The sequence below is a fragment of the Variovorax atrisoli 110B genome (genome assembly GCF_000382045.1).
In the GTDB taxonomy this organism is placed as follows: domain Bacteria; phylum Pseudomonadota; class Gammaproteobacteria; order Burkholderiales; family Burkholderiaceae_C; genus Variovorax; species Variovorax atrisoli.
The window spans coordinates 66,009-91,770 of sequence record NZ_KB907450.1 but is presented as its reverse complement, the minus strand read 5'-3'; the positions used below and the strand labels follow the sequence as shown (position 1 = coordinate 91,770).

The 25,762-nt window shown below is 67.9% G+C and carries 24 protein-coding genes; 13 read left to right on the top strand and 11 right to left on the bottom strand.

Annotated features, from left to right (window positions below; genetic code table 11):
• Positions 1-26: 26 nt before the first annotated feature.
• Complete coding sequence (locus G369_RS0100435) at positions 27-401, bottom strand: DUF779 domain-containing protein (protein ID WP_019651995.1); 375 nt, start codon at positions 399-401, stop codon at positions 27-29.
• The gene (gene adh, locus G369_RS0100430) at positions 401-1,921 is read right to left on the bottom strand and encodes an aldehyde dehydrogenase (RefSeq protein WP_019651994.1); all 1,521 of its coding nucleotides are present in this window, start codon (positions 1,919-1,921) and stop codon (positions 401-403) included. The genes G369_RS0100435 and adh overlap by 1 nt, the downstream gene beginning before the upstream one ends.
• Positions 1,922-2,137: 216 nt before the next feature.
• On the opposite strand from adh, the gene G369_RS0100425 reads away from it, so the two are divergent.
• From G369_RS0100425 to G369_RS0100415, 3 genes are all read left to right on the top strand, one after another.
• The gene (locus tag G369_RS0100425; protein WP_026346105.1) at positions 2,138-4,018 is read left to right on the top strand and encodes a sigma-54-dependent Fis family transcriptional regulator; all 1,881 of its coding nucleotides are present in this window, start codon (positions 2,138-2,140) and stop codon (positions 4,016-4,018) included.
• Between the two features lie 120 nt (positions 4,019-4,138).
• Positions 4,139-4,981: a class I SAM-dependent methyltransferase gene (locus G369_RS0100420; RefSeq protein ID WP_019651992.1), complete on the top strand. Its 843-nt coding sequence runs from the start codon at positions 4,139-4,141 to the stop codon at positions 4,979-4,981.
• A 183-nt stretch (positions 4,982-5,164) separates the two neighbouring features.
• Complete coding sequence (locus G369_RS0100415; RefSeq protein WP_019651991.1) at positions 5,165-6,763, top strand: OpgD/OpgG family glucan biosynthesis protein; 1,599 nt, start codon at positions 5,165-5,167, stop codon at positions 6,761-6,763.
• Between the two features lie 28 nt (positions 6,764-6,791).
• On the opposite strand, the gene G369_RS0100410 is transcribed toward G369_RS0100415, so the two are convergent.
• Positions 6,792-7,202, bottom strand: a complete 411-nt coding sequence (locus tag G369_RS0100410) for an FKBP-type peptidyl-prolyl cis-trans isomerase (RefSeq protein WP_019651990.1) — start codon at positions 7,200-7,202, stop codon at positions 6,792-6,794.
• 118 nt (positions 7,203-7,320) lie between these two features.
• On the opposite strand from G369_RS0100410, the gene eat reads away from it, so the two are divergent.
• The 7 genes from eat (at position 7,321) to G369_RS0100375 (ending at position 14,657) form a co-directional block, all read left to right on the top strand.
• On the top strand, positions 7,321-8,748 hold the full coding sequence (gene eat / locus G369_RS0100405) for an ethanolamine permease (protein WP_019651989.1): 1,428 nt from the start codon (positions 7,321-7,323) through the stop codon (positions 8,746-8,748).
• Between the two features lie 22 nt (positions 8,749-8,770).
• The gene (locus tag G369_RS0100400; protein WP_019651988.1) at positions 8,771-10,174 is read left to right on the top strand and encodes an ethanolamine ammonia-lyase subunit EutB; all 1,404 of its coding nucleotides are present in this window, start codon (positions 8,771-8,773) and stop codon (positions 10,172-10,174) included.
• Entirely contained in the window at positions 10,171-10,977 is an 807-nt protein-coding gene (eutC, locus tag G369_RS0100395; protein WP_019651987.1) for an ethanolamine ammonia-lyase subunit EutC, read from the top strand. Before G369_RS0100400 ends, eutC begins: the two co-directional genes overlap by 4 nt.
• 49 nt (positions 10,978-11,026) lie before the next feature.
• Positions 11,027-11,371 carry a helix-turn-helix domain-containing protein gene (locus G369_RS0100390; RefSeq protein WP_019651986.1) on the top strand — a complete coding sequence of 115 codons (345 nt, stop codon included), beginning with the start codon at positions 11,027-11,029 and terminating at the stop codon, positions 11,369-11,371.
• Positions 11,361-12,614, top strand: a complete 1,254-nt coding sequence (locus G369_RS0100385) for a type II toxin-antitoxin system HipA family toxin (protein ID WP_019651985.1) — start codon at positions 11,361-11,363, stop codon at positions 12,612-12,614. The genes G369_RS0100390 and G369_RS0100385 overlap by 11 nt, the downstream gene beginning before the upstream one ends.
• Positions 12,615-12,715: 101 nt before the next feature.
• Entirely contained in the window at positions 12,716-13,978 is a 1,263-nt protein-coding gene (locus tag G369_RS0100380; protein WP_019651984.1) for an HAD family hydrolase, read from the top strand.
• 97 nt (positions 13,979-14,075) lie between these two features.
• The gene (locus G369_RS0100375; protein WP_019651983.1) at positions 14,076-14,657 is read left to right on the top strand and encodes a peroxidase-related enzyme; all 582 of its coding nucleotides are present in this window, start codon (positions 14,076-14,078) and stop codon (positions 14,655-14,657) included.
• Between the two features lie 144 nt (positions 14,658-14,801).
• Here the strand turns inward: G369_RS0100375 and G369_RS0100370 are convergent, their stop codons facing one another.
• From G369_RS0100370 to G369_RS0100360, 3 genes are read right to left on the bottom strand one after another with little or no spacing between them, the layout of a single operon-like run.
• Positions 14,802-16,553 (bottom strand): phosphoethanolamine transferase, encoded by a 1,752-nt coding sequence (locus G369_RS0100370; RefSeq protein ID WP_026346103.1) that lies wholly within the window; start codon positions 16,551-16,553, stop codon positions 14,802-14,804.
• A 46-nt stretch (positions 16,554-16,599) separates the two neighbouring features.
• The gene (locus tag G369_RS0100365) at positions 16,600-17,196 is read right to left on the bottom strand and encodes a phosphatase PAP2 family protein (RefSeq protein ID WP_019651981.1); all 597 of its coding nucleotides are present in this window, start codon (positions 17,194-17,196) and stop codon (positions 16,600-16,602) included.
• Positions 17,183-17,887 carry a phosphatase PAP2 family protein gene (locus G369_RS0100360; protein ID WP_019651980.1) on the bottom strand — a complete coding sequence of 235 codons (705 nt, stop codon included), beginning with the start codon at positions 17,885-17,887 and terminating at the stop codon, positions 17,183-17,185. The genes G369_RS0100365 and G369_RS0100360 overlap by 14 nt, the downstream gene beginning before the upstream one ends.
• Positions 17,888-18,050: 163 nt before the next feature.
• Between G369_RS0100360 and G369_RS0100355 the strand changes: the two genes are divergently transcribed.
• Both G369_RS0100355 and G369_RS0100350 read left to right on the top strand, forming a co-directional pair.
• Complete coding sequence (locus G369_RS0100355; RefSeq protein ID WP_019651979.1) at positions 18,051-18,722, top strand: response regulator; 672 nt, start codon at positions 18,051-18,053, stop codon at positions 18,720-18,722.
• 46 nt (positions 18,723-18,768) lie between these two features.
• Positions 18,769-20,124 (top strand): sensor histidine kinase, encoded by a 1,356-nt coding sequence (locus tag G369_RS0100350; RefSeq protein ID WP_019651978.1) that lies wholly within the window; start codon positions 18,769-18,771, stop codon positions 20,122-20,124.
• Positions 20,125-20,299: 175 nt separating this feature from the next.
• On the opposite strand, the gene G369_RS0100345 is transcribed toward G369_RS0100350, so the two are convergent.
• From G369_RS0100345 to G369_RS0100335, 3 genes are read right to left on the bottom strand one after another with little or no spacing between them, the layout of a single operon-like run.
• Positions 20,300-20,725, bottom strand: coding sequence for an acyl-CoA thioesterase (locus G369_RS0100345; protein ID WP_019651977.1), 426 nt, complete (start codon positions 20,723-20,725; stop codon positions 20,300-20,302).
• Positions 20,722-21,612, bottom strand: a complete 891-nt coding sequence (locus tag G369_RS0100340) for a DMT family transporter (RefSeq protein ID WP_279615601.1) — start codon at positions 21,610-21,612, stop codon at positions 20,722-20,724. Before G369_RS0100340 ends, G369_RS0100345 begins: the two co-directional genes overlap by 4 nt.
• 20 nt (positions 21,613-21,632) lie before the next feature.
• A complete protein-coding gene (locus G369_RS0100335) occupies positions 21,633-22,415 on the bottom strand; it encodes an SDR family oxidoreductase (protein ID WP_019651975.1) in 783 nt (260 codons plus the stop codon).
• A 143-nt stretch (positions 22,416-22,558) separates the two neighbouring features.
• Here G369_RS0100335 and G369_RS0100330 point away from each other — a divergent pair, with 143 nt between their 5' ends.
• Complete coding sequence (locus G369_RS0100330; protein WP_019651974.1) at positions 22,559-24,256, top strand: electron transfer flavoprotein-ubiquinone oxidoreductase; 1,698 nt, start codon at positions 22,559-22,561, stop codon at positions 24,254-24,256.
• A gap of 102 nt (positions 24,257-24,358) precedes the next feature.
• Here the strand turns inward: G369_RS0100330 and G369_RS0100325 are convergent, their stop codons facing one another.
• Both G369_RS0100325 and G369_RS0100320 read right to left on the bottom strand, forming a co-directional pair.
• Positions 24,359-25,429: a hypothetical protein gene (locus G369_RS0100325; RefSeq protein WP_020722895.1), complete on the bottom strand. Its 1,071-nt coding sequence runs from the start codon at positions 25,427-25,429 to the stop codon at positions 24,359-24,361.
• Between the two features lie 32 nt (positions 25,430-25,461).
• Positions 25,462-25,698, bottom strand: coding sequence for a hypothetical protein (locus tag G369_RS0100320; protein ID WP_019651972.1), 237 nt, complete (start codon positions 25,696-25,698; stop codon positions 25,462-25,464).
• Between the last annotated feature and the right edge of the window lie 64 nt (positions 25,699-25,762).

Sequence of the window (25,762 nt, the reverse complement as noted above, 5' to 3'; positions counted from 1 at the left end):
GCCTCAGGGCTGCCGCGAGCTTGGCCTCACCCTTTCTCCAGCGCTGTCCATTCTTCGTCGGTGAAGAGCCTCGACCGCGTCAGGAAGCGCAAGCCCTCCGGCCCCTCCAGCGAGAACATGCCGCCGCGACCCGGCACCACGTCGATGATGAGCTGCGTGTGCTGCCAGTACTCGAACTGCGGCCCGCTGATGTAGAACGGCATGCCGCCGATGTGCCCCAGCAGCCTGTCGTAGTCGCCCACGATGAACTCGCCCTGCGCGTAGCACATCGGCGCGCTGCCGTCGCAGCAGCCGCCCGACTGATGGAACATCAGCGGGCCGTGCCCGGCGGCGAGCCTGTCGATCAGCGCAAGCGCTGCATCGGTCGCGGTGACGCGCAGGACTTCGCCGGTGCTGCCCATCAGAAGAAGCCCAGCTTGTTCTCGCTGTAGCTCACCAGCAGGTTCTTGGTCTGCTGGTAGTGGTCGAGCATCATCTTGTGGTTCTCGCGGCCGATGCCCGACTGCTTGTAGCCGCCGAAGGCCGCGTGCGCCGGATAGTGGTGGTAGCAGTTGGTCCACACGCGGCCGGCCTGGATGCCGCGGCCCATGCGGAAGGCGCGGTTCATGTCGCGGCTCCACACGCCGGCGCCGAGGCCGTAGAGGGTGTCGGTGGCGATGGCCAGCGCTTCTTCCTCGTCCTTGAAGGTGGTGACCGACACCACGGGGCCGAAGATTTCCTCCTGGAAGATCCGCATCCTGTTGTTGCCCCTGAACACCGTCGGCTTCACGTAATAGCCGCCGGCGAGGTCGCCTTCGAACTGGTGGCGCTCGCCGCCGATCAGCACTCTCGCGCCCTCCTGCCTGCCGATGTCGAGGTACGACAGGATCTTCTCCAGCTGCTCGCTGGAGGCCTGCGCGCCGATCATGGTGGCCATGTCCAGCGGGCTGCCCTGCTTGATGGCGGCCACGCGCTTTAGCGCGCGCTCCATGAAACGGTCGTAGATCGACTCCTGGATCAGCGCGCGCGACGGGCAGGTGCAGACCTCGCCCTGGTTCAGCGCGAACATCGCGAAGCCTTCGAGCGCCTTGTCGAAGAAGGCGTCGTCCTTGTCCATCACGTCGGCGAAGAAGATGTTGGGCGACTTGCCGCCCAGCTCCAGCGTGACCGGAATCAAGTTCTGGCTCGCGTACTGGGAGATCAGCCGGCCCGTGGTGGTCTCGCCGGTGAAGGCGATCTTGCCGATGCGGTTGCTCGACGCCAGCGGCTTGCCCGCCTCCACGCCGAAGCCGTTGACCACGTTCAGCACGCCCGGCGGCAGCAGGTCGCCGATCAGCTCCATAAGCACCAGGATCGACACCGGCGTCTGCTCGGCCGGCTTGATCACCACGCAGTTGCCGGCCGCGAGCGCGGGCGCCAGCTTCCACACGGCCATCAGGATGGGGAAGTTCCACGGAATGATCTGCCCGACCACGCCGATGGGTTCGTGGAAGTGGTACGCGAAGGTTTCATGATCGATCTCGCTGATGCCGCCCTCCTGCGAGCGCACGCACGAGGCGAAGTAGCGGAAGTGGTCGATGGCCAGCGGCAGGTCGGCGGCGGTGGTCTCTCGGATGGGCTTGCCGTTGTCCCAGGTTTCCGCAGCCGCGAGCACTGCCAGGTTCTCCTGCATGCGGTCGGCGATCCTGTTGAGGATGTTCGCGCGTTCGGTCGTCGAGGTGCGGCCCCAGGCGGCCTTCACCTTGTGGGCTGCGTCCAGCGCGCGCTCGATATCGGCCGCGGTGGAGCGCGGCACCTCGCAGAAGACCTTGCCGGTCACGGGCGTGATGTTCTCGAAATACTGGTTCTCCGCCGGCGCTACCCATTCGCCGCCGATGTAATTGCCGTAGCGCTTCTTGAACGGCACCGCGGTACCGAATTTGCCCGGTTCGAGCATGTCCATGACGTTGTCTCCATGTGCAGGGTGATGGCACCGCGACATGCGGCGGCCGCACGCTCAAGCGCAAGCCGCGTACCCGGCCGGATCGGTAGATTCCCTGAGCGCCCTGCCCGGGGGGAGGCGGCCCCGGCAGCGGGTTTTCATTCGCAATCTGCGACATGTTCGGGCGAACATGGCGACTACGATGTCGCACAAGGCGAAACACCATCGGAGACACGCATGAGTGCACAAGCGCAGTTGCCGTCGATCGCAGTGGCACAGGCCCGGGAGCTCTTCTTCGAACAGGGCGCCGACCCCGTGCCCTGGATCGCCCCGCACATCTCACGCTCCTGGCAGCGCAGCCGCCCGGTCGACCACCAGGCCGTCGACCCCGAGCCGATGGCGCTCGCCCTGCTGAGCGAACGGCGCGAGCAGGCCATGCGCCTGCTGAACTGCGCGCAGCCCGAGCTCGACGGCCTGGCCGAGCATGCGATCGGCAACGGCTGCGTGGTGATCCTGTCGGACGCCAGCGGGCTGATCCTCGAAGAGATCGGCAGCCCCGACTTCCTGCCCAAGGCCCAGCGCATCGCGCTGCAGCCGGGCGTGGAGTGGTCGGAGCACAACCGGGGCACCAACGCCATCGGCACCGCGCTGGCCGAGCGCGAGGCCCTGATGGTGCTGGGCGGCGAGCACTACCTGGCGCAGAACGGCGGACTCGGCTGCGCCGCGGCGCCCATCTTCACGGGACGCGGCGAGCTCGCGGGCGCGCTCGACATCTCTGGCGACACGGTGCGCGTGAACACGCACGCGCTCGGACTGGTCCGCATGGCGGCCCAGCAGGTCGAGCACCGCATGATGCTGGCCGAGGCCGGCGGCCACGTGCTGCGCTTCCATGCACGGCCGGCGCTGATCGGCACGGCGCGCGAGGGGCTGATGGTGATCGACGGCGGGCGCATAGTCGCGGCCAACCGCGTGGCGCTCGAACTGTTCGGCCGCTCCTGGAAAGACCTGCTCGACCTGGACGCCGACGACTTCCTCGGCCCGCACTGGCCGCGCATGCAGCACCGGCGCGGCCTGCTCACGCTGCCGGGCGGGCGGCAGATCGCGACGGTGATGGAGCGCTCGGGCACGCCGGGCAGCCCACGTGCGACCCAGCGGCGCAGCGTGCCATCGCAGGCCGTGACCGAGGGCGACGACGTGCAGCCGCTGCTGCACAAGGCCGTGCGGGTGCTCAACGAAGGCGTCTCCGTGCTGGTCAACGGCGAGACCGGCAGCGGCAAGGAGGTGTTCTCGCGCCGGCTGCATGCTGCCAGCCGGCGCAGCGCAGGCCCCTTCGTCGCGGTGGATTGCGCCTCGCTGCCCGAGACGCTGATCGAATCGGAACTCTTCGGCTACGAGCAAGGCGCCTTCACCGGCGCCAGGCGCAAGGGCATGGCCGGGCGCATCCGAGAGGCCGACGGCGGCGTGCTGTTCCTCGACGAGATCGCGGAGATACCGCTGGCCCTTCAGACGCGGCTGCTGCGCGTGCTGGAGGAGCGCGTGGTCACGCCGCTGGGCGGCGGCCAGGGCGTGCCGGTGGACTTCGACCTGGTCTGCGCAACCCATGGCCACCTGCCCTCGCTGGTGGAGGCCGGCCGCTTCCGCGCCGACCTGATGTACCGCGTGGCCGGCTTCACCGTCACGCTGCCGGCGCTGAGGCAGCGCGACGATCGGCATGCACTGATCTCGCGGCTGTTCCTCGAGGCGGGCGGCGCGGCGAAGCATCTGCAACTGGAGGCCGATGCATTGGAAGCGTTGGCAGCCTACCGGTGGCCGGGCAACGTGCGCGAGCTGCGCAGCACGCTGCGCTCCATCGTGGCGCTGGCCGATGCGGGCGACTGCGTGACGGCGGCCATGCTCCCGCCGCATCTGCAGGACCATCAGGCGCAGCCTGCCGACCCATCGCCGATGCCAACCGCTCCGCACGCGGCGCCCCTGCAGGCCATGACGCGCCAGGCGCTCGACGAGGCGCTCAAGGCCTGCGACCACGACGTCGCGAAGGCCGCGCGCAGGCTGGGCATCCATCGCAGCACGATCTACCGCCACCTCGCACGCCAGCGCGGCAAGCCCGCCGGCAACTGATGCCGGGGTCCAGCCGGAACCTGCATCGATCCCGGCCGCCGTACCGACCGCTACCAAAGACTGACTTGCCCCGGTGTGCCGGAGCGGCCAGACTTTGGGCGAAGCGCAGCTCCAGCATCCATGACCGCCCGCAAATCCGTCCGCCGCCTGTCCGCCGTTCCTTCGACCCTGCGGATTCCCCTGGCCGCGCGTGCCTCGGGCGACGCGATGTTCCCGCAGGTGGCCGTGCGCGACGCGTACGCCGCCGGCGTCCTCGAACAGATCCGCGACGAGGGCGATCCGCTGCCCGAAGACCGGGCCACCATCTACGGCATCCTCTCGCGCACGCGGCGCTTCCGCAGCCTGGCGCAGGAGTTCCTCAAGCAGCACCCCGGAGCGCGCATCGTGAACATGGGCTGCGGGCTGAGCCACTACTTCCAGTGGCTCGACGACGGCAGGTCGCGCATGACCGATGCCGACCTGCCCGAAGTGCTCGAACTGCGCCGCGCGCTGCTTCCCGAGCCCGGCGATCGCCATGACGTGCGCGAGCTCGACCTGAGCGCAGCCAAGTGGTGGGATCAGCTGGGCCTGCCGCGCAAGCGCGATGCGCAACCCGTCTTCCTCTTCACCGAAGGCGTGCTGATGTACCTAGAACCCGGGCAGGTCCAGGCGGTGCTCGCGACATTCGGCGAGCGCGCGCCCGCCGGCTCCGTGCTCGCCTTCGACGCGATGTGCTGGCTCGCGGTGGGGCGCGGCAGGCAGCATCCCTCGGTGCGGGTGACCGGGGCGGAGTTCAAGTGGGGCATCCGCCGCACGGCCGAACTCACGCAGCCCCATCCGCGCCTGAGCCTCGAGAGCACCTACCGCGTGCTCGAAGGCTTCGGCCTGCCCTACACCCTGTTCGCGCCGATGGTCATGCTGTTCCTGGGCGTGCCGCTCTATGCGCTCTATGAACTGAAGGCGACGGACGGCGCCGATACATAAACGCACAATTTTTCGAATTGCCGGTTTTGTCCGGCGCGCGCTGCGCGGATCGGCTGACGCGGGCCGCGCTCCGATAAGGCCATGATCCGGGGGTGTTTACGGTCGCGGAAAATGCCATATCGTTTCCGTACTCCACCGTCCCTCCGTCTTTCCCCCAAGAGATTCGCAACCCTCAAGAACCACATGCTTGATCGCCGATCCTTCCTTGCCGCCGGCAGTGCCGCTGCCGCACTCGCCGCCCTCGGACTGCCCGAAGAGGCCCTCGCCGCCAACGGCCTGCAGCTGAGCCAGCCCACGCCCTTCTCCTTCGACGCGCTGGTCGCGCAGGCAAAGGCACTGGCCGGCAAGCCCTATGCCGCTGCCACGCCCCTGGCACCCGAGGTGCTCGACCGCATCGACTACGACGCGCACGGCAAGATCAAGTTCGACCCGGCCAACGCCCTCTTCCGCGACGGGCCCGGCGCATTCCCGGTCACCTTCTTCCACCTGGGGCGCTTCTTCCAGACCCCGGTGCGCATGAACGTGCTGGAGAACGCCGACGGCGACGTCTTCTCCCGGGAGGTGCTCTACAGCCCCTCCTACTTCTCGATGCCGCCCGACAGCCCGGCGCGCTTGCTGCCCCCGGGCGCGGGCTTCGCCGGCTTCCGTCTGCAGGAAAGCCGCCTGGGCGACCAGAGCAAGCTCGACTGGCAGAAGAACGACTGGGTGGCCTTCCTGGGCGCCTCGTACTTCCGCGCCATCGGCGAGCTCTACCAGTACGGCCTCTCCGCGCGCGGCATCGCGCTGGACGTGGCGGTGCCCGACCGGCCCGAGGAGTTCCCGAACTTCACCCGCTTCTACTTCGAGACGCCGGCGGCCAACAACACGACCTCGATGACGGTCTACGCGCTGCTCGAAGGGCCGAGCGTGACGGGCGTCTTCAAGTTCGTCATGCAGCGCACCAAGGCCGTCATCATGGACATCGATGCGCGCCTGTTCATGCGCAAGGACGTGGCCCGCCTCGGCCTCGTGCCGCTCACCTCGATGTACTGGTACTCGGAAACCACCAAGCCCACCGCTATCGACTGGCGCCCCGAGGTGCACGACTCCGACGGCCTCGCGATCTGGAACGGCGCGGGCGAGCGCATCTGGCGCCCGCTCAACAACCCTACGCAGACGCGCGCATCGGCCTTCGCCGACACCAGGCCGCGCGGCTTCGGGCTGCTGCAGCGCGACCGCGCCTTCGACCACTACCAGGACGGCGTGAACTACGAGAAGCGCCCGAGCCTGTGGATCGAGCCGCTGGGCGACTGGGGCGAGGGCTCGGTGCAGCTCATCGAGATCCCGACCGACGACGAGATCCACGACAACATCGTCGCCTTCTGGGTGCCCAAGGCCGACGCGAAGGCCGGCACCAGCTACAGCCTGCAATACCGGCTGCACTGGACCGACCAAGAGCCCTTCCCCTCGCCGCTGGCGCGCTGCGTGGCCACGCGCATCGGCCGCGGCGGTCAGCCGGGCCAGCCGCGTCCGCAGGGCGTGCGCAAGTTCATGGTGGAGTTCATCGGCCAGCCGCTGACGACCGTGCCCTTCGGCGTGAAGCCGGAGGTGGTGCTGACGGCCGCGCGCGGCAAGTTCTCGTACGTCTTCGCCGAGGCCGTGCCCAACGGCGTGCCGGGCCACTGGCGCGCGCAGTTCGACTTCACGCCCGAGGGCAACGAGCCGATCGACATGCGCCTGTACCTGAAGAACGGCGACCAGACGCTCACCGAGACCTGGCTGTACCAGTACCAGCCAGGCTGAGCCCTGACAGCTCCTTGCCGACGAAGCCTCAGCGCTTCGTGACCGAGATCAGCTCGACCTCGAAGTTGAGCGTGGCATTCGGCGGGATCACGCCGCCGGCGCCGCGCGAGCCGTATGCGATCGAGGGCGGGCAGGTCAGCTTGGCCTTGCCGCCCGGCTTCATCTTCTGCACGCCTTCGGTCCAGCACGGGATCACGCCGTTGAGCGGGAACTCGGTGGGCTCGCCGCGCTTGTAGGAGCTGTCGAATTCCTTGCCGCTGTCGGGGAAGGTGCCGCGGTAGTGCACCTTGACCACGTCGGTGGCGGCGGGCGACGCGCCGGTGCCTTCCTTGATCGACTGGTAGACCAAGCCGCTGGGCGTGGTCACGGGCGCGGACTGCGCGAATGCGGCGGGCACGGCAGCGAAGGAAACCAGGGCGGCACAGAAAAGAGACTTCACGGAACACCTCGAGGATTGAGAGACCTCGATTATGGCCAGCGGCCATGCAGGCCCACGGTGGAACAGCCCTTGCTTTGGCGAATGTGCACTGTCAACATTCACGAAGAGAGGAAGTCGCATGAACTCCACCACCGCCGCCGGCACGGCCGCATCGCCGGCCCCTGCAGGCACAGGCCATCTCAAGAAGGTGCTCGGCCCCGTCCAGCTCTGGGGCATCGCGGTGGGCCTCGTCATATCGGGTGAGTACTTTGGTTGGAGCTACGGCTGGAACACCGCCGGCACGCTCGGCTTCCTGGTCGCCACGGTGCTGGTGGCGACCATGTACACCACCTTCATCTTCAGCTTCACCGAGCTTTCCACCGCCATTCCGCACGCGGGCGGTCCCTTCGCCTACGCGCGCCGCGCCTTCGGCCCCACCGGCGGCTTCGTCGCCGGCTTCGCGACGCTGATCGAATTCGTCTTCGCGCCACCGGCGATCGCGCTGGCCATCGGTGCGTATCTCAACGTGCAGTTCCCGGGCATCAACCCGAAGTGGTTCGCGCTCGGCGCGTACGTGATCTTCATCGGACTCAACTGGATCGGCGTTGGCATCGCCGCGGCCTTCGAGCTCTTCGTGACGGTGCTGGCCATCGTGGAGCTGCTGGTGTTCATGGGCGTAGTCACCCCGGGCTGGAGCATGGCCAACTTCGTGGCCAACGGCTGGGCCGGCGGCAGCGTGCTGAACGGCACGGCCATCGCAGGCATCTTTGCTTCCATCCCCTTTGCGATCTGGTTCTTCCTCGCCATCGAGGGAGCGGCCATGGCGGCCGAGGAGGCGCGCGATCCGCACCGCACCATTCCCATCGCGTACACCACCGGCATCGTCACCCTGGTGGTGCTGGCCTTCGGCGTGATGATCTTCGCGGGCGGCGTGGGCGACTGGCGCAAGCTCGCCAACATCAACGACCCGCTGCCGCAGGCGATGAAGGCGGTGGTGGGAGACAACAGCGGCTGGCTGCACATGCTGGTGTGGATCGGCCTCTTCGGCCTGATCGCATCTTTCCACGGGATCATCATGGGCTACTCGCGGCAGATCTTCGCGCTGGCGCGCGCGGGCTACCTGCCGCGCTACTTCGCCGGCCTGAGCCCGCGCTTCGACACGCCGCACCGCGCGCTGCTGGCCGGCGGCGTGATCGGCGTCATCGCCATCTTCAGCGACGAGTGGGTTCAGTTCGGCGGGCAGACGCTCACGGCCAACATCGTGACCATGGCGGTGCTCGGCGCCATCGTGATGTACCTGATCTCGATGGCCGCGCTCTTCAAGCTGCGCCGCAGCGAGCCCGACCTGCTGCGCACCTACCGCGCGCCCTTCTACCCCGTGTTCCCGGCCATCGCGCTCGGCCTCGGCGTGGTCTGCCTGGGCGCGATGGTGTGGTTCAACGGCATGCTCACGCTGCTGTTCGTCGTGCTGATGGCTGCCGCCTACGGCTACTTCCTGCTGACGTCGGGGCAGCGCGACGCGGCAGCGCCCGACGAGATGCTGTCTTCATCGACCACCACCAGCTGACACCCGCGCAAGCTCCAGAAAGATGCTGTATCGCACCACCATCGCCGGCCAGGGCTATGCCTTCGAGGACCTGCGCCAGGTCATGGCCTTCGCAAGCCCGGCCCGCTCGGGCGACTACCTCGCGGGCATCGGCGCGGCCACGGCGCAGCAGCGGATGGCCGCGCGGCACGTGCTGGCCGAAACGCCGCTCAGGCAGTTCCTCACCGAAGCGCTGATTCCCTACGAGAGCGACAACATCACGCGCCTCATCATCGACAGCCACGACGCGCAGGCCTTCGCGCAGGTGTCGCACCTCACGGTGGGAGACTTCCGCAACTGGCTGCTGTCCGATGCGGCAACCACCGCCACGCTCACCGCGCTCGCACCGGGCCTCACGCCGGAGATGGTCGCGGCAGTTTCCAAGCTCATGCGCAACCAGGACCTGGTATCGGTTGCCAAAAAATGCAGCGTGGTCACGCGCTTTCGCGACACCATCGGCCTGCCCGGCCATCTCTCGGTGCGCCTGCAGCCCAACCACCCGACCGACGACCTGCGCGGCGTGGCCGCATCCACGCTCGACGGCCTGCTCTACGGGGCGGGCGACGCGGTGATCGGGCTCAACCCGGCCTCCGACAGCATGCCCGTGCTCGGCCGCCTGCTGCACATGCTCGACGAGGTCATCCAGCGCTTCGAGATTCCCACGCAGAGCTGCGTGCTCACTCACGTGACCAACACGCTCAAGCTCGCCGAAGCCGGCGCGCCGGTCGACCTGGTGTTCCAGTCGATCGCAGGCACAGAGAAGGCGAACCTCTCCTTCGGCGTGACGCCCGAACTGCTCGACGAGGCCTACGCCGCGGCGCTGTCGCTCCAGCGCGGCACCGTGGGCGACAACGTCATGTACTTCGAGACCGGCCAGGGCAGCGCACTGTCGGCCAACGCCAACTTCGGCGTCGACCAGCAGACCTGCGAGGCGCGCGCCTATGCGCTGGCGAGGCGCTACAAGCCCTTTCTCATCAACACCGTCGTCGGCTTCATCGGCCCGGAGTACCTGTACGACGGCAAGCAGATCATTCGCGCCGGGCTGGAAGACCACTTCTGCGGCAAGCTGCTGGGCCTGCCCATCGGCTGCGACGTCTGCTACACAAACCATGCCGAGGCCGACCAGGACGACATGGACACGCTGCTCGTGCTGCTGGGCACCGCGGGCATCAACTTCATCATGGGCATCCCGGGTGCGGACGACGTGATGCTCAACTACCAGAGCACTTCGTTCCACGACGCACTGTTCCTGCGCGACACGCTGGGCCTGAAGCGCGCGCCCGAATTCGAGGCATGGCTGCAGCGCATGCAGATCACCGACACGGCCGGCAGGCTGGCGCTGCCCTCGCCCGCTTCCTCCAACCGGCTGCTGGCCGACATGAGCGGGCTTTCCGCACTGGCGTCATGAGCAGCCCCGAATCGCCCGTCACCCCCAACCCGTGGGCGCAATGGCGCTCCGCCACGCCCGCCCGGCTCGCGCTCGGGCGCGCCGGCTCGGGCATGCCGACCGACGAGACGCTGCGCTTCGGCTGGGCCCATGCGATGGCGCGCGACGCGATCCATGCCGCGCTCGACGTGGATGCACTCGAGTCGGCGCTCACCGCGCAGCACTGGGAAGTGGCCCGCGTGCGCAGCCGTGCCGCGGACCGCACCGAATACCTGCGCCGGCCCGACTTCGGCCGCCAGCTCGACGAAGACTGCGCCACCCGCCTCCTCGGCGAGCGGCGCTACGGCTGCGATGTCTGCGTCGTGATCGGCGACGGACTCTCCTCGCTGGCCGTCGCGCGCCACGCGGTGCCCCTGCTGGCCGCGCTGCGCACGCACCTGCCGCCCGACATCCGCTTCGCCCCGGTGGTCATCGCCACGCAAGCGCGGGTGGCGCTGGCGGACGAGGTGGGCGAACTCTTCGGCGCGGCGCTGTCGGTCATGCTGATCGGCGAGCGCCCGGGCCTGAGTTCGCCAGACAGCCTCGGCATCTACCTGACCCACACGCCCAAGCGCGGCCGGCACGACGCCGAGCGCAACTGCATCTCGAACGTGCGCCCCGAGGGACTGCCCTATGGCGCGGCCGCGTTCAAGCTGGCATGGCTGATGCGAGAGTCCCTGCGCAGGGGGCTGACGGGCGTCGGGCTCAAGGACGAGAGCGACCTCGCGGTGCTGGAGCAGCGCCACGGGCCCGAGATCGGCCGGGCGGACGGCCTCCCCAAGTAGAAAATATGCAATAAAATGACTTTTAAGTCGGTTAACAGTCATTTTATTGATGCCCAAAAGCAGCCACAGCCTTTCGGCCCTGCCTTCTCAGACAACTCGTCCCCTTGAACAGCTGGGCTTGCGCCTTCGCGCGCACAGGGTCCATCGCGAGTGGACGGTCGCCGAAATGGCCGAGCGACTGCTGTGTTCCCCCAACACGCTGCGCGCGCTCGAATCCGGCAAGCCGGGCACCAGCATCGGTCTGCTGGCCCATGCGTTGTGGCTCTTGGGCGAAATCGATTCGCTGGACAGCGTCGCCCCCGCCCCTGCAGGACTGGCGGCAAAACGCCGGGTGCGCAAGTCGGCAACGCAAGGCGCGGCGGGCGTGATCGCGGAGGACGAGCGTGACTTCTGAAACCAGCGAAGTCGAGCGGCGTGTCTACGTCGGGCTTGCGCACCGAACCGGCGCGCAGGTACAACCGGCCGGGCTGATGAAGCTCGTTCGCCGTGGTGTCATGGAGTCCGGCGAATTCGCCTACGGCCGGCGCTACCTCGAAGACCCGGAAGCTGCACCGCTCAACCCCGAGCACCTGCCGCTGCGCGACGCGGCCTTCGTGCTGGCCGAGGGCCGCATCCGCGATGGCGGCGCCATGCCGCTCACGCTGCGCGACGCACTGCCAGACAGTTGGGGACGCAAGGTGCTCGAAATACGCCAGGGCAGGCCACTCTCGGACATCGACGCGCTTTTGTTGACCAACGAGGACCGCGTAGGTGCGATGGTGTTCGCCGAAACCCTGCCCATCCGCAGCGACGAACCACCGGTCGCACTCCGGTCGCTACAGGAACTCGCCGATGCCTCGCATCGCATCGAGCAAGGCCTGGAGGTCGGCCCCGACATGCATCTGTTGCTGCGCGGCGGAAGCCTGGGCGGCGCGCGTCCCAAGGCAGCGTTTGTGCACGAGGGTCGGCGCTGGATCGCCAAGTTCGCATCGCGCGGTGACGACCACGACGTGGAAGTGATCGAGGCGGCCACGCTCTGGCTGGCCGATGCATGCGGAATCGAGGTACCACCTTTCCTGTTGCAGCCTCTCTCGTCAGGGCATGCCTTGCTGGTCGAGCGCTTCGACCGCGCAGGACCGGTGACAGACGAGCGACGCTTTCACTACCTCTCGGCGTCGGCGCTGCTCGATGTGCCTTATGAATCCAGCCGGGGCAGCTATGTCGAACTGGCCCAACTGCTGCGGCGCATCTCTGCGCAGCCACAAGAGGACCTGACCGAGTTGTTCCGGCGGCTGGTGTTCAACCTGGCAGTTGGGAACAGCGACGATCACGTCAAGAACCATGGCGCGCTGCGCAGCGACGACGGAAGGTGGCGTCTGGCCCCGGCTTTCGATCTCGTCATGCAGCTTGGCGGTCACACAGGCTATCAGGAGCTCGCCATTCTTCCAGGGCAGCACGCGTCGAGCCTCGCCCTGGCGCGCGAGGCGGCGCCGCACTTCGGACTGTCGGCTGCAGCGGCGGAAGAAATCATTGTGGCTATCGGCGAGACGGTTGCCGTTCATGCGGCGGCAAGCGCGGCGACTGCCGGGGGAAATGGGGCGCTGGTGCGGCGGGTGGCGCACTTTGTTGAACTTCAGGCAGAACGCATCGCGGCTTAGCGCGCCTTGCGGCGCAATGCATGCTCATCACGCACAGCCTGGCACGCCTGATGCGTAGGTTGGGGCTCATCTCAATCTGCAACGCTCAAAACAGGAAAAGCATGCAACGCCGCCTCGTCCTTCTCACCCCCATGGCCGCCGCACTCGTCGCCGCTGGATGTGCCAGCCTCACGCCTGCAAAGAGCCTCGCCCCCGCGAACTGGGACGCCTTCAACCGCGCGCAGATCGAGGGCCTGATCGCCAGCCTGGGCAAGGGCAGCCCGGGCTACGACGCCGCGAAGCCGCCGTACGTGGTGTTCGACTGGGACAACACCAGCGTATTCCTCGACATCGAGGAAGCCGCGCTCATCTACCAGCTGGAGAACCTGGTCTTCGGCGCCACGCCCGCGCAGCTCGAGGTGGCGCTGCGCAAGAACATTCCGAAGAAGGACTTCCTGCCCGCATACAACAACGCGGCCGGCCAGCCGGTGAACATCGACACCGTGGTGCCGGACATCGTCGCGAGCTACACATGGCTCTACCAGAACTACAAGGGGCTGAAGGGCGACCAGTCGCTGGCCGTGGTGGCATTGAGCCCGCACTACGGCGCATTCACCACCAAGGTGCGCTATCTCTACGAAGCCATCGGCGACACCTTCGACCACGACACGGCCTACCCGTGGGTCACCTACCTCTTCGCCGGCATGACCGAGGCGCAGGTGCGCAAGCTCACGGTCGACACCGTGGCCTGGCAACTGAAGGAGCCCGTGACCAAGGTCAAGTGGACTTCGCCTGCGGCCCTGCCCGGACGCGCCGGCGTGGTCTCGGTGAGCTGGAAAAACGGCCTTCGCCTGCAGCCCGAGATGCAGCAGCTGTATGCCGCGTTCCGCAACGCGGGCTTCGACGTGTGGGTGTGCTCGGCCTCCTTCGTCGACGTGATCAAGGAGATCTCGTCGAACCCGGCCTTCGGCTACAACAACCCGCCCGAGCGCGTGCTCGCGATGGAGCTGGAGCGCGACGCCCGCGGCGTGATCCAGCCCGAGTTCCGCCGCGGCTACGACCAGACGCAGGGTCCGGGCAAGACCAAGAACATCCGCCGTTTCCTGGCCAGCAAGTACGGCTATGGCCCCAGCTTCGTGGCCGGCGACAGCGAAGGCGACCAGAACATGATGGCCGACTTCGCCGACACGAAGAAGGTGCTGATCGTCAACCGCCTGCGCGATCCGAAGACCGACATCGGCAAGTTCTCCGCCATGGCGGTGCAGAACTACGGCAAGGCCGACACGCGCTACCTGCTGCAGGGACGCGACGACAACACGGGCTCGTGGGTGAGTTCGCAGCTGCACACGCCGCTGGGTGCCACGCAGGGCAAGGCGCTGAAATAGGACCTGGCCTCGGCTGCGTCCGTCTCACAGGCCGGCCCTCCGCATCTGCGGAACTATGATGACCCGTCAAGGCAAACAAACCACGACGGAGACAGACATGGCCGCAGACCGCTACCCCCTTGCCGAACTGAAAGACCTGCCCGAGGACATCCGCACCGCGATCCTCGCGGTGCAGGAAAAGGCCGGCTTCGTGCCCAACGTGTTCCTGGCCCTCGCGCGCCGCCCCGCGGAGTGGCGCGCCTTCTTCGCGTACCACGACGCGCTGATGCTCAAGGAGGAAGGCTCGCTCACCAAGGGCGACCGCGAGATGATCGTGACCACCACCAGCGCGGCCAACAAGTGCCTCTACTGCGTGGTGGCCCATGGCGCGCTGCTGCGCATCTACGAGAAGAAGCCGCTGGTAGCCGACCAGGTGGCGGTGAACTACCTCAAGGCTGACATCACGCCGCGGCAGCGCGCGATGCTCGACTTCGCGATGAAGGTCTGCGAGCGCTCCCACGAGATCGACGACAGCGACTTCCCGCCGCTGCACGCCCACGGCTTCGACGACGAGGACATCTGGGACATCGCGGCCATCACCGCCTTCTTCGGGTTGAGCAACCGGCTCGCCAGCTTCAGCGGCATGCAGCCGAACAACGAGTTCTTCCTGATGGGGCGGGTGCCGCGCGAGAAGAAATAGGCTGAAGAACCAGAACGAGCAGCCGGACGCGGGCGACGCTTTCGCTGAGGGCGCAGAAGAGAGAACCGGATTCTTGTCGGGCTCTTTCGCGCTCTTCGCGGAATCTTCGCGCCCTTTGCAGCCGGCAGCCCGATCCCGCTTCCCTCAGCCCTTGCCGCGGCAGGAGGCCAGCGCGTCCAGCGCCGGCTTGTAGGTCGGCGTGGTCACGTCCATCACGCCCAGCACCGTGTGGTAGAGGTTGTCGTGCGTGAGCGGCGCGTCGAGCCCCGCTTCCATGCACGAGCGCGAGAGCTTGCGCCGCTCGCTCATGCCTTCGCTGAACCAGGTGATCATGGGCACGTGCTTCTGCGCGTCGGGCGCGAAGCTGTAGGGCACGCCATGCAGGAACAGGCCGAACTCGCCGAGCGATTCGCCGTGGTCGCTGATGTAGAGCATCGCCGGGTCGTACTGCTTCGACTGCGCCTTGAGCCAGTCGATGGTCTGGCCGAGGAAGCGGTCGGTCTGCACGATCGAGTTGTCGTACACGTTCATCAGCTCGGCGTGGGCGCAGTCCGCAAGGGCGTTGGTCTTGCACTCGGGCAGGAAGCGCTTCACGTCGGGCGCGGAGCGCTTGTAGTAGGCGGGCCCGTGGCTGCCCATCTGGTGCATCACCAGAACCACGCCCTTGGCGCGGCGCTCGGCAGGCAGCGCGGCGATGCGCTCGTCCAGGCCCTTGAGCATCACGTCGTCCAGGCACTCGTCGCCGTCGCACAGCGCCTTCTTGGTTGCGGGGTCGAGCCCGGCGAAGGCCGATGCGTTGGGAATGCGCTCGCACACGCCCTTGCAGCCGGCCTGGTTGTCGAGCCAGAACACGGCCAGGCCGGCGGCCTGCAGCACGTCGACCAGGGTTTCGTAGTCGTCCTTGCGCGACTCGTAGCCTTCCTTGCCCAGCGGCGAAAACATGCAGGGCACCGAAGCCAGGGTGTTGGTGCCGCAGGAGCGCACCTCGCGGTAGCTCAGCACGCCGCGTCTGGCCAGCTCGGGCGTGGTGTCGCGGGCGTAGCCGTTGAGGGCGAAATGGTCGGCACGCGCCGTCTCGCCCACCACCACCACGAAGAGCGGCGGCTTGGTCTGCGCTGCATAGCTCGCGCCCAGCGCTGTTCCCGCGGTGATGGAGACCAGCTTGCCGCTGCGCTTGAAAAGAGGCTTGATGAAGAGCGAGCCGGTGGAATAGATCGACGCGATCGGGTTCATCATGTAGCGCAGGTGAACGTTGTTGCGCATCAGCGGCGCCAGTTCGCGGTTCATGGCCACCGCGGTGCCCACCGCCACGATGACGGACAGCAGCAGCAGACCCACGTTGCGCGCGAGCTTGGGCAGGATGCGCATGGGCACGACGCGCACCCGCCAGATCAGCCAGGCCGCCGGCAGCACCACCACCGCCACGTTGAAGGCCATGCGCCAGCTCAGCAGGTCGCGCGCCTCATTGGGGTCGGTCTGCAGCGCGTTGGCGATCATGCTGGGGTCCATCACCACGCGGTACTGGAGCATGTAGTGCTGCACCACCGCGGCCAGCACCACCACCAGCAGCCACAGCGGCTTCATCCAGCGCGACCAGGCCGTGAACGAGAGGATGGCCGCCGAGCCGCACAGCGTGAGCAGGCTCATCGACACGACCGTGGACATGTAGCTGCTGGGCGCGCCGCCGATGCGGGCCAGCTCGTTCCAGAGCGGCCAGTTCGTGGTCAATACCAGATAGAGGCTGAGCCAGAGGACGACCAGGGCCGCCGAGCGCGGACGCTGCAACCAGAGGTCGAACCGTGCCCACGGGGCGCCGGAGGGAGGCAACTGTGGTGTTTTGGACTCAGGAGTACCCGCCTGTTCCACGGGAACAGGCGAAATTCGCGAAACAGACATCTCGCGAATGTAACTAGCCCGGCTGAAGCGAGGCTGAATTGCCCCTTCAGTCCGTGTTCAGACTCGCCGCCCTGCGCAGCCTCGATCTGGCCGAGCGCCGCCGCGCCACCAGGGCGCCCGATGCAGCCTGGCTCAGCGGCCGGCTGATGCCCCGCTCCACCACGATCGCCACCAGCGCGCCGAGCATGGTCGCCGCCACGATGTCGGACGGGAAATGCAGGCCCAGGTACACCCGGCTCCATGCCACCAACGCCGCCACGACCAGCGCCGCCAGCATGGGCAAGCGCGACGGCAGGCACCACAGCGCGAACGCCGCGGCGAAGGTGCCGGCCGCATGCATGCTCGGGAAGCCCGGCCGCACGCCCTGCGGCACCCACTGGATGCCCAGCCCGTAGAAGGCTGGCCGGGGAATCGGCGCCAGGGACCGGATCACGGTCACCACGATCCAGGCGGCCAGTACGCTCAGCAGCACGGTGAACAGCGCATAGCGCCAGCGACGGCTGAACAAGGCGCTGAAGCCGATGGCCAGCGTGAGCATGGCCGGCAGCAGGTCGGAGCAGAACTCGGCGAAGGCCAGGCTCCATGGCGCCACCGAAGGGCCGGCGTTGATCAGCCCGAAGAGCGCGAAATCAAGGCCCTGCATGTGCCGGGACCGCCGTGGCCGTGCCGCGCGAGCCGAAGCGCGCGATGGCCGTGTCGATGACGAGGCCCACCGTCCAGCAGACCCAGCCGGTCCAGAGGGTGTGGCTCATGTAGTGCGCGCCGCGCAGCTGCTGGGCCACGCCCAGTACCAGGCCCGCGGCAATGGCCGTCCACAGCCAGATCGTCGCCGCGCGGGCCGATGCCCGCCGCAGCACGAAGTACCCGCCCAGGTAGGCGAACGCCGCCGAGGCGTGGCCGGCCGGGAAGCACCCGCCGGGGCCGCCGTCGCTCACGCCCCACGACCAGTGCGACACGTAGCGCGCGACACCGCCGAATTCCTGCAGGTCCCAGGGGCAGCTGGTGTGGCTCGCGTGCTTGATCATGCTGACCGCGATCACCGAGCCGAGCACCGTCAGGGCCAGCTGGACGCGGGAGGCGGTATCGAGGCGCCGCAGCACGCCGAAGGGCCAGCGGATCGCGACGAACAGCAGGAGCACCAGGGCCCAGCTGAGATTGCGGGCGCCCTCATGCATGACGTGGACCATGAAGGGGTTCTCGCGCAGCGCGAACCCGAGGTGCGAGCCCGCCAAGCGCGCCAGGAAGAGATCGCCGCCGGTCGCGTCCCACGCCATCAGCGCAGCGAATGCGAAAAGGGTGAAAACCCACAGGCGGAGAAGGGTGGGACGGGTCATGGAGGCAGGCGGGACTGACAAACAGCCGCGAGCCTACGTTTGCGGAATGAACCGAGCCTGAAGCAACCTGAACCGAATCTGACCGGAAAGCCCGCGGGCGGCGGACTTTCGGGGCGGCTTTTTCGGGGACGCTAGACTCTTTTTCTCGTTGAAAGGACATGGCGTGCGCATATTGCTTGTCGAAGATGACACCGCATTGGCAGACGCCGTCTGCAGCTACCTGCTCGCCAAGGCTTTCGTGGTCGACGTGGCGCCCAGCCTGGCCGATGCCCGCGCCGCCCTGCTCTCGGTGCAGTACGCGGCGGTACTGCTCGACCTGCACCTGGGCGACGGCGACGGCCTCTCGCTGCTGCCGCAGGTGCGCGCCCTGCCCGAGCGCCCCATCGTCATCGTGCTGACCGCGCGCGACCAGGTGACCGACCGCATCCGCGGGCTGGACGCCGGCGCCGACGACTACCTCATCAAGCCCTACGACCCGGCCGAGCTGCTGGCGCGCCTGCGCGCGGTGGAGCGGCGCCGCAGCTCGAACAGCTCGCCGGTGCTGCAGCTGGGCAACCTCGAGATCGACCTGGCGCACGACATGGTCCGCAAGAGCGGCTCGCCGATCACCCTCACCCAGAAAGAATGGGCGCTGCTGCGCGTGATGGCCACCCGACCCGAGCGCATCCACACACGCGAGAACCTCGCCGACGCCCTCTATGGCTTCGGCGACGAGGCCGACAGCAACACGCTCGAAGTCTTCATCAGCCGGCTGCGGCGCAAGCTCGGCCGCAGCCACATCCAGACGCTGCGCGGCCTGGGCTACCGGCTGTCGTCCTCGGACGAGGACGAATGAGCGCCGCGCGAACGGCCCAAGGCTCCCGCGGCTCGGAGACGGCCCGTTGAGCACGAGCAGCTTCCTCGCCGGCCGCCAGTCGCTCGCCGGGCGGCTGACCCGCACGCTGATCCTGTGGGTCGGCGGCGTGTGGCTTCTGTGCGTGCTCGCGGTGGTCTGGTATGTGGACCGCGAGATCAACCACAACTTCGACAACGAGCTCATCGAGGTCTCGCACCGCATGTTCGCGATGGCGGTGCAGGAACTGGAGCGGTTGCAGCATTCAGGCACCCAGCAGCCGCGCGAGCCGCTGATCGCGCCCAAGCAGCTCTTCTCGGAAGACGCGGTGATCTACCAGATCGTCGACCCGCACGAGCACGTGCTGCTGCGCTCCGCCGAGGCTCCCGCCGACACCTTCGACGTGCCGCTGGCCGCCGGCTTCGCGAACAACTCGAGCTGGCGCATCTACACCGTGCGCCATCCCACGCTGGGCCTGTTCTTCCAGGTGGCCGACCCGCTCGACGAGCGACGCCACGCGCTCAACCGCACGCTCTTCGGGCTGATCATCCCGCTCGGCGCGGTGCTGCCGCTGCTGGCGCTGGTGCTGCGCAACGTGGCGCGCACCGAGCTCCGGGTCCTGCAGGAACTGGCCGCCGAGATCGAGAAGCGCAGCGGCGCCGACCTGAGGCCGATCGCGCTGCCCGGCGAGCTGCCGAGGGAGCTGCGCACCGTGGGCGACCACCTCAACCGGCTGCTGGAGCGGCTGTCGCATTCCCTGGACGTGGAGCGCGCCCTGGCGGCCAACGCCGCGCACGAGCTGCGCACCCCGCTGGCCGCGGCCCGCCTTCGGCTGCAGACCGCACTCGACCACGACCTGAGGCGCAATGACGTGCAGGCCGCGCTCGACGCGCTGCGCACCCTGAGCCACCGCACCGAGAAGCTGCTGCAGCTCTCGCGCGCGGAGTCTGGCGCCTCGTTCACGCGCAACCAGGTCGACCTTGTGCAGCTCGCAGGCGCCGTGGCGCAGGACTTCTGGCAAGACCCGCAGAACACCGAGCGCCTGATGCTCAAGGTGCCCGACACCGCGTCGCCGGAGGTCCTGGGCGACGTGGACGCGCTGGCCATCGCGCTGCGCAACCTGGTGGAGAACGCGCTGCGCTACGGCGGCGGCCGCGTCGTCATCGAGGTGATGGCGCCGTGCACGCTGGCCGTTCGCGATTCGGGCACAGGCGTCACCCCCGAACAGCTCGCCACGCTGCGCGAGCGCCATGTGCGCCACAGCTCCGACCGGGCAGGCTACGGGCTGGGCATCTCGATCGTCGGCACGATCGTCGAGAAGCACGGCGGCCGGCTGGAGCTCTCTTCCCCCCCGCCGGGCGCGACGCAGGGCTTCGAGGCCCGCATCGTGCTGCAGCAGGCCTGATCGGCCGGCCGGCGCGACCTCGGCGCCGAGGGGCTTCCTTCCTCGGCACGACGTCACGGGAATCGTCGAAGCCGAACGGATGGGCGCCATACATCGCCGCCACCTCCTTCACGAGGCGCTGCAGCGCGGGCTTCGGCAAGAAGAAGCTGCCGGCGTCGGAGCGACAGCGCTCCTCTCAGTCGGCACTCACCAGCGCGCGCAGCCAGTCGGGCAAGGTCATCGCCTTCTGCTTCGGAAAGTCGACCCAGATCGTGGTGGCACCGCCGGCGGCGCAGATGACGTCGGGCTCTTCCTCGCGGGCCATGGTGCCCCAGCTCTCGAAGGTGGTGCGGCCGGGGTCGCTCACGTACATCTTGAGCAGCACGTTGCCGGGGTACTCGATCTGGCGGTAGAAGTTGCAGAAGGCGTTGACGATCACCATGCCCTCACCGTCGGGCTGCGGCTCGAAGCCGATGGAGTGCATCCAGTCGATGCGCGCCGTCTCGAGGTAGCGGAAGTAGGTGCCGTTGTTGAGGTGGCCCATGGCGTCCATGTCGCCCCAGCGGATGGGAATGGACGTCTCATACACCAGCTTCTTCTTTTCGGGGATTTCGATTCTCATCGGTGCGCCTTGATGGATGCGAGGATGCCCAGCACGAACAGCGCCGCCGCGGCCCACTCGGTGGCCTGCGGCCAGCGGCCGTCCCAGACGAAGGAATAGAGCAGCGCGAACAGCGTCTCGCTCACGATCAGCTGCCCGCAGAGGCTGGCCGACAGCCGCTGGCTCGCCACGTTCCAGAGGATGGTCGCGAGCCAGGAGGAGCCGAAGCCGCTGGCCAGCGCGATCCATGCGAAGAGCATGCCGTCGGGCCGATCCTTGAGCGTGGCCGCGTCGCTGCCTGCGACGAGCCACAGCAGCAAGGCGCCAAGGCCCGTGGACACGCCGAGCCAGTTGGCCCAGTCGGTCGCATTGAGTTCGGTGTGGCGCTGCAGCCAGGCGGCGTTGAGCAGGCCGTACACCGTCCAGCTCGCCATCGAGGCCACCGCCAGCGCGATGCCCCAGCCGAAGCGGGCGCCGGTCTCCGAGCCCGCGCCGTGCTGCGCCGACCATGCCCCATAGATCATCAATGCGATGCCCGCGCCCGTGAGCAGCAGCCCGGGCAGCAGCGCACTCATGCGCAGGCCCGCGGGACGGCCCAGCAGCATCATCCAGACAGGGATCGTGCCGATGATGAGGCTGGGCACCTCCGTGCCCGCCGCCTGGATCCCGAAGGCCAGCAGCAGGTAGTAGCCGCTGAACCCCAGCACGCTGAGGCCCAGCGCCGCGAGCGCCTGCTGCGCATTCGGCCAGCGCGATGCGGCCGGCCGCGCGAACACCGCGAGCCCCGAGATGGCGCCGAACACCAGGAAGCGCGCGGCGGTGATGTCGACCATGCCGAAGTGGCCCACCATGCGCGGCGCGACGAACACCAGGCCCCACAGCGCGCCCGCGCCCAGGCCGGCGGCAATGCCGATCCAGGCCCGCGGGCTCAGAGCGCGAACCCGTCGTCGGCCGCGATGACGGCGCCGTTCACGAAGTGGCTCTGGCCGCTGGCCAGCAGCACGATCAGGCCGTCCAGGTCTTCGGGCTTGCCCACGCGCTTTCGCGGCAGCATGTTGACCAGCTTGGCGCCGCCTTCGGTGCTCCAGTGCTCCTCGTTGAGCTCGGTGGTGATGTAGCCCGGGCACAGCGCGTTGACGTTGATGCCGAAGCGGCCCCATTCGAGCGCCATGGCCTTGGTCATCTGCACCACTGCCGCCTTGCTCATGCAGTAGGTGCCGATCTGCGGCATGACCTTCAGCGCCGCGGCCGACGCGATGTTGATGATGCGCCCGCCGATGTAGGTGCCCGGCGCGGTGCCCCGTGCACGCGCCAGCATGCGCTTGCCGACCTCCTGCGCCACGAAGAAGGAGCCCTTCACGTTGGTGTCGAAGATGTAGTCGTAGTCGTCGGGGGTCACGTCCTGCAGGCGCTGCGTGGTGCTCACGCCCGAGTTGTTCACCAGGATGTCGATCGGGCCGACCTCGGTCTCGGCGCGCGCCACGGCGGCCTTGATGCTCGCGATGTCGGTCACGTCGAGCTCGACCACGTGGGCGTCGTGGCCCTCGCCTTCGATGCGCGCGCGCAGCTCCTTGAGCTTCTCGATGCGGCGGCTCGCGAGCACCACCGCGGCGCCGGCACGCGCCAGCGTTTTCGCGAACTGGGCGCCGAGCCCGCTGGAGGCGCCGGTGACGAAGGCCACGCGGCCGGAGAGATCGATGCTGTAAGCCATGGACTGGATCCTGTGGAGTCGCGCAGGTGACGCGGGGAAGCCCCGCCCGCGGGCGACAGGGAGCATGCCTGGACGCCGCATAAAATGCCCCGCAGTCCCGGGCTGCCACCGCGCCCCGAAAAATCATTATCGATCCAACCCACATGACGCACGACGAAATCCTCGCCCAGTTCGGCCCTCGCGAAGCCATGGAATACGACGTGGTCGTGGTCGGAGGCGGCCCCGCCGGCCTGTCGACCGCGATCCGGCTCAAGCAGCTGGCCGCGCAGCAGGAAAAGGAGATTTCGGTCGTGGTGCTCGAGAAGGGCTCGGAGCCCGGCGCGCACATCCTCTCGGGCGCCATCATGGACCCGCGCGCACTCAACGAACTGCTGCCCGACTGGAAGGAACTCGGCGCGCCGCTGAACCAGCCGGTCACCGACGACGCGATGGTGTTCCTGGGCGAGAAGTCGGGCCTGCGCACGCCCGGCTTCCTGCTGCCGGAATGCTTCCAGAACCACGGCAACTACATCATCAGCCTGGGCGCCTTCACCAAGTGGCTCGCGCAGCAGGCCGAGAACCTGGGCGTGGAGATCTTCCCGGGCTTCCCCGCTGCCGAGGTGCTCTACAACGACGATGGCTCGGTGCGCGGCGTGGCCACCGGCAACATGGGCGTCGGCAAGGACGGCGAGCCCACCGAGAACTTCCAGCTCGGCATGGAGCTGCTGGGCAAGTACACCGTGTTCGCCGAAGGCGCGCGCGGCCACCTGGGCCGCCAGCTCATCGCGAAGTACAAGCTCGACGCCGGCAAGGACCCGCAGACCTACGGCATTGGCGTGAAGGAAGTCTGGGAGATCGACCCCAAGCGCCACCAGCCCGGCTTCGTGCTGCACACCGCCGGCTGGCCGATGAAGAGCGACACCTACGGCGGCGCCTTCCTCTATCACATGGAGGACAACAAGGTCACCATGGGCTTCATCACGGGCCTGGACTACAGCAACCCCTACCTGAGCCCCTTCGAGGAAATGCAGCGCTGGAAGCTGCACCCCAACATCCGCTGGTACCTGGAGGGCGACGAGTCCAAGGGCATCAAGCCTGCAAAGCGCATCGGCTACGGCGCGCGCGCCATCACGGCCGGCGGCCTGATGTCGCTGCCCAAGACGGTGTTCCCGGGCGGCGCGCTGGTCGGCTGCGAGGCCGGCTACCTCAATGTGAGCCGCATCAAGGGCAGCCACGCCGCCATCAAGACCGGCATGCTGTGCGCCGAGGCCGCCTTCGACGCGGTCATGGCCGGCCGCCAGCACGACGAACTCACGGCCTACCCGGCCGCATTCGAGAAGAGCTGGCTCCACACCGAGCTGAACAAGGCCCGCAACTTCAAGGCCTGGTTCAAGAAGGGCCTGGGCATCGCGACCATCATGAACGGCGTGGAGCAATGGCTGCTCAAGGGCCACATCCCATGGACCCTGCGCCGCGACAAGCCCGACCACCTGTACCTGAAGCCGGCGTCCGAGTGCAAGCCCATCGTCTACCCCAAGCCCGACGGCAAGCTCACCTTCGACCGCCTCTCCAGCGTGTTCATCAGCAACACCAACCATGAAGAGCAGCAGCCGGCCCACCTGACGCTCAAGGACCCGACGGTGCCGGTGAACGTCAACCTCGCCAAGTTCGCGGGCCCCGAGAGCCGCTACTGCCCCGCCGGCGTCTACGAGTTCGTCGGCACCGAGGACGGCAAGCAGCGCCTGCAGATCAACGCGCAGAACTGCGTGCACTGCAAGACCTGCGACATCAAGGACCCGACGCAGAACATCGTGTGGGTCACGCCCGAAGGGGGCGGTGGGCCGAACTACGTGGGGATGTAAGGCCCTCGGCCCTCTTCTCTTCCTCCGCTTCTTTTCGCTTCCTTCTGCTCAAGGCCCTCTTCGGAGGGCCTTTTCCTTGGCATGGCCGGAAGGCCTGCCGCCTCAGGCAAGGTATCCGGCGACCTCCTCGGGCGTGAGCAGGCGCACCAGCGACACACGCGACTTCTGCTCCGAATGGAGCACGCGGTCGAACCCGTTCCAGCTGCGGCTGGGCTTGTTCTGCGTGTCCAGTGCGACGAGCACCAGCCGTCCCTGCCTGCGGACGTTCTCGCGCAGCGAACCCTCGCCCCATGACCACGCCATCGGATCGACAAGTTCGCCGTTGCTGAAGGCGTGGGCCTGCAGCCACAGGTACTCGGCCGAGTCGCTGTCACGGTTTGCGTTCGCACCCGCCTCGCCCGCGGGCGCCTGGGGCGGCTGGATGCCCAGCGCCTTGGCGTGCTTGCGCATCAGCTTCTGCAGCAGCGAGAACGCGTGGAAGTTGTTGTTGATGGCATGGGCCTTCACCAGCATGCCGGTGCCGGAGGCTGGTAGAACCACGACCAGTTCGTCCTCGTAGGTCAGCTCGGCGGCACCCTGCAGGAAGTGCAGGCCTTCGATCGGCAGCGAATCGTTGACGGCCATCGCATCGATGCGCGCCACCAGTTCGCCGTCGGCCAGCAGGGCGCGGTGGTTGCGCACGTCGCGCATGAGCATGGCCATCAGCGGAAGCACCAGCAGCCCGGCCGCGGCCTGCCGCGCCTCGACCTCGAAACGCTCCTGCGCCGACAGCGCGCCGAGGGCGGCATTGGCGGCCTGCCATTCGGCGAGATCGTCGGGGTCCGCGTCATCGTCGCCTTCGAGCGGCTGCGTCGCGCAGAAGGGTTCGAGCGAGGCGAGCAGGTCGGACATGAGTTCGAGCGCCGCACCGAAGAGCAGGTGCGGATCGGCCCCGTCCTCCACCAGCGCACCGCATAACAGGGCGAGCAGCGCGGCACGGTGGGGATGCAGGAGGGGCAGCTGGTCGACAGCCAGTTGCAGCACCTCGTTCTTCTCCGGGCTCTTCATCACCGAGAGGTAGAAATCCCTGACCTCCTCGCGCAAGAAGAACGAGGACTGGGTGTCGAGGTCGGCTTCGCCGAGCACCGGTTGCCGCAGCGTTTCGAGGAAATCGGGTGGGAACTGCATCGTCATGTCGTCGTTGTTTCTGCTCAGGAGTCCGGACTTCACACCGGAACCAGGCTGCGCGCCGCCAGCCCGGCGGCCATGGCGCCGAAGATGGAGCCCGGCAGAGAGAAGGCCGGCCCGGCCAGGCCGACGAGCGCTCCCGCGCAACCACCAAGGAACATCCACGCCACCAGTGTCCGTCTTCGCCGGTATTGCGGCGAAGGCTTCTCGGCGAACAGGCCGTTTGCCACGAGCCATGCCACGGCGAGTAGCCACAAGACAATGACCGTGAGCATGCAATGTCTCCTGTCGATGAAAGGCGCTCGTGCGCGACGGGTTTCGCGACGGGCTCCGAGGCGC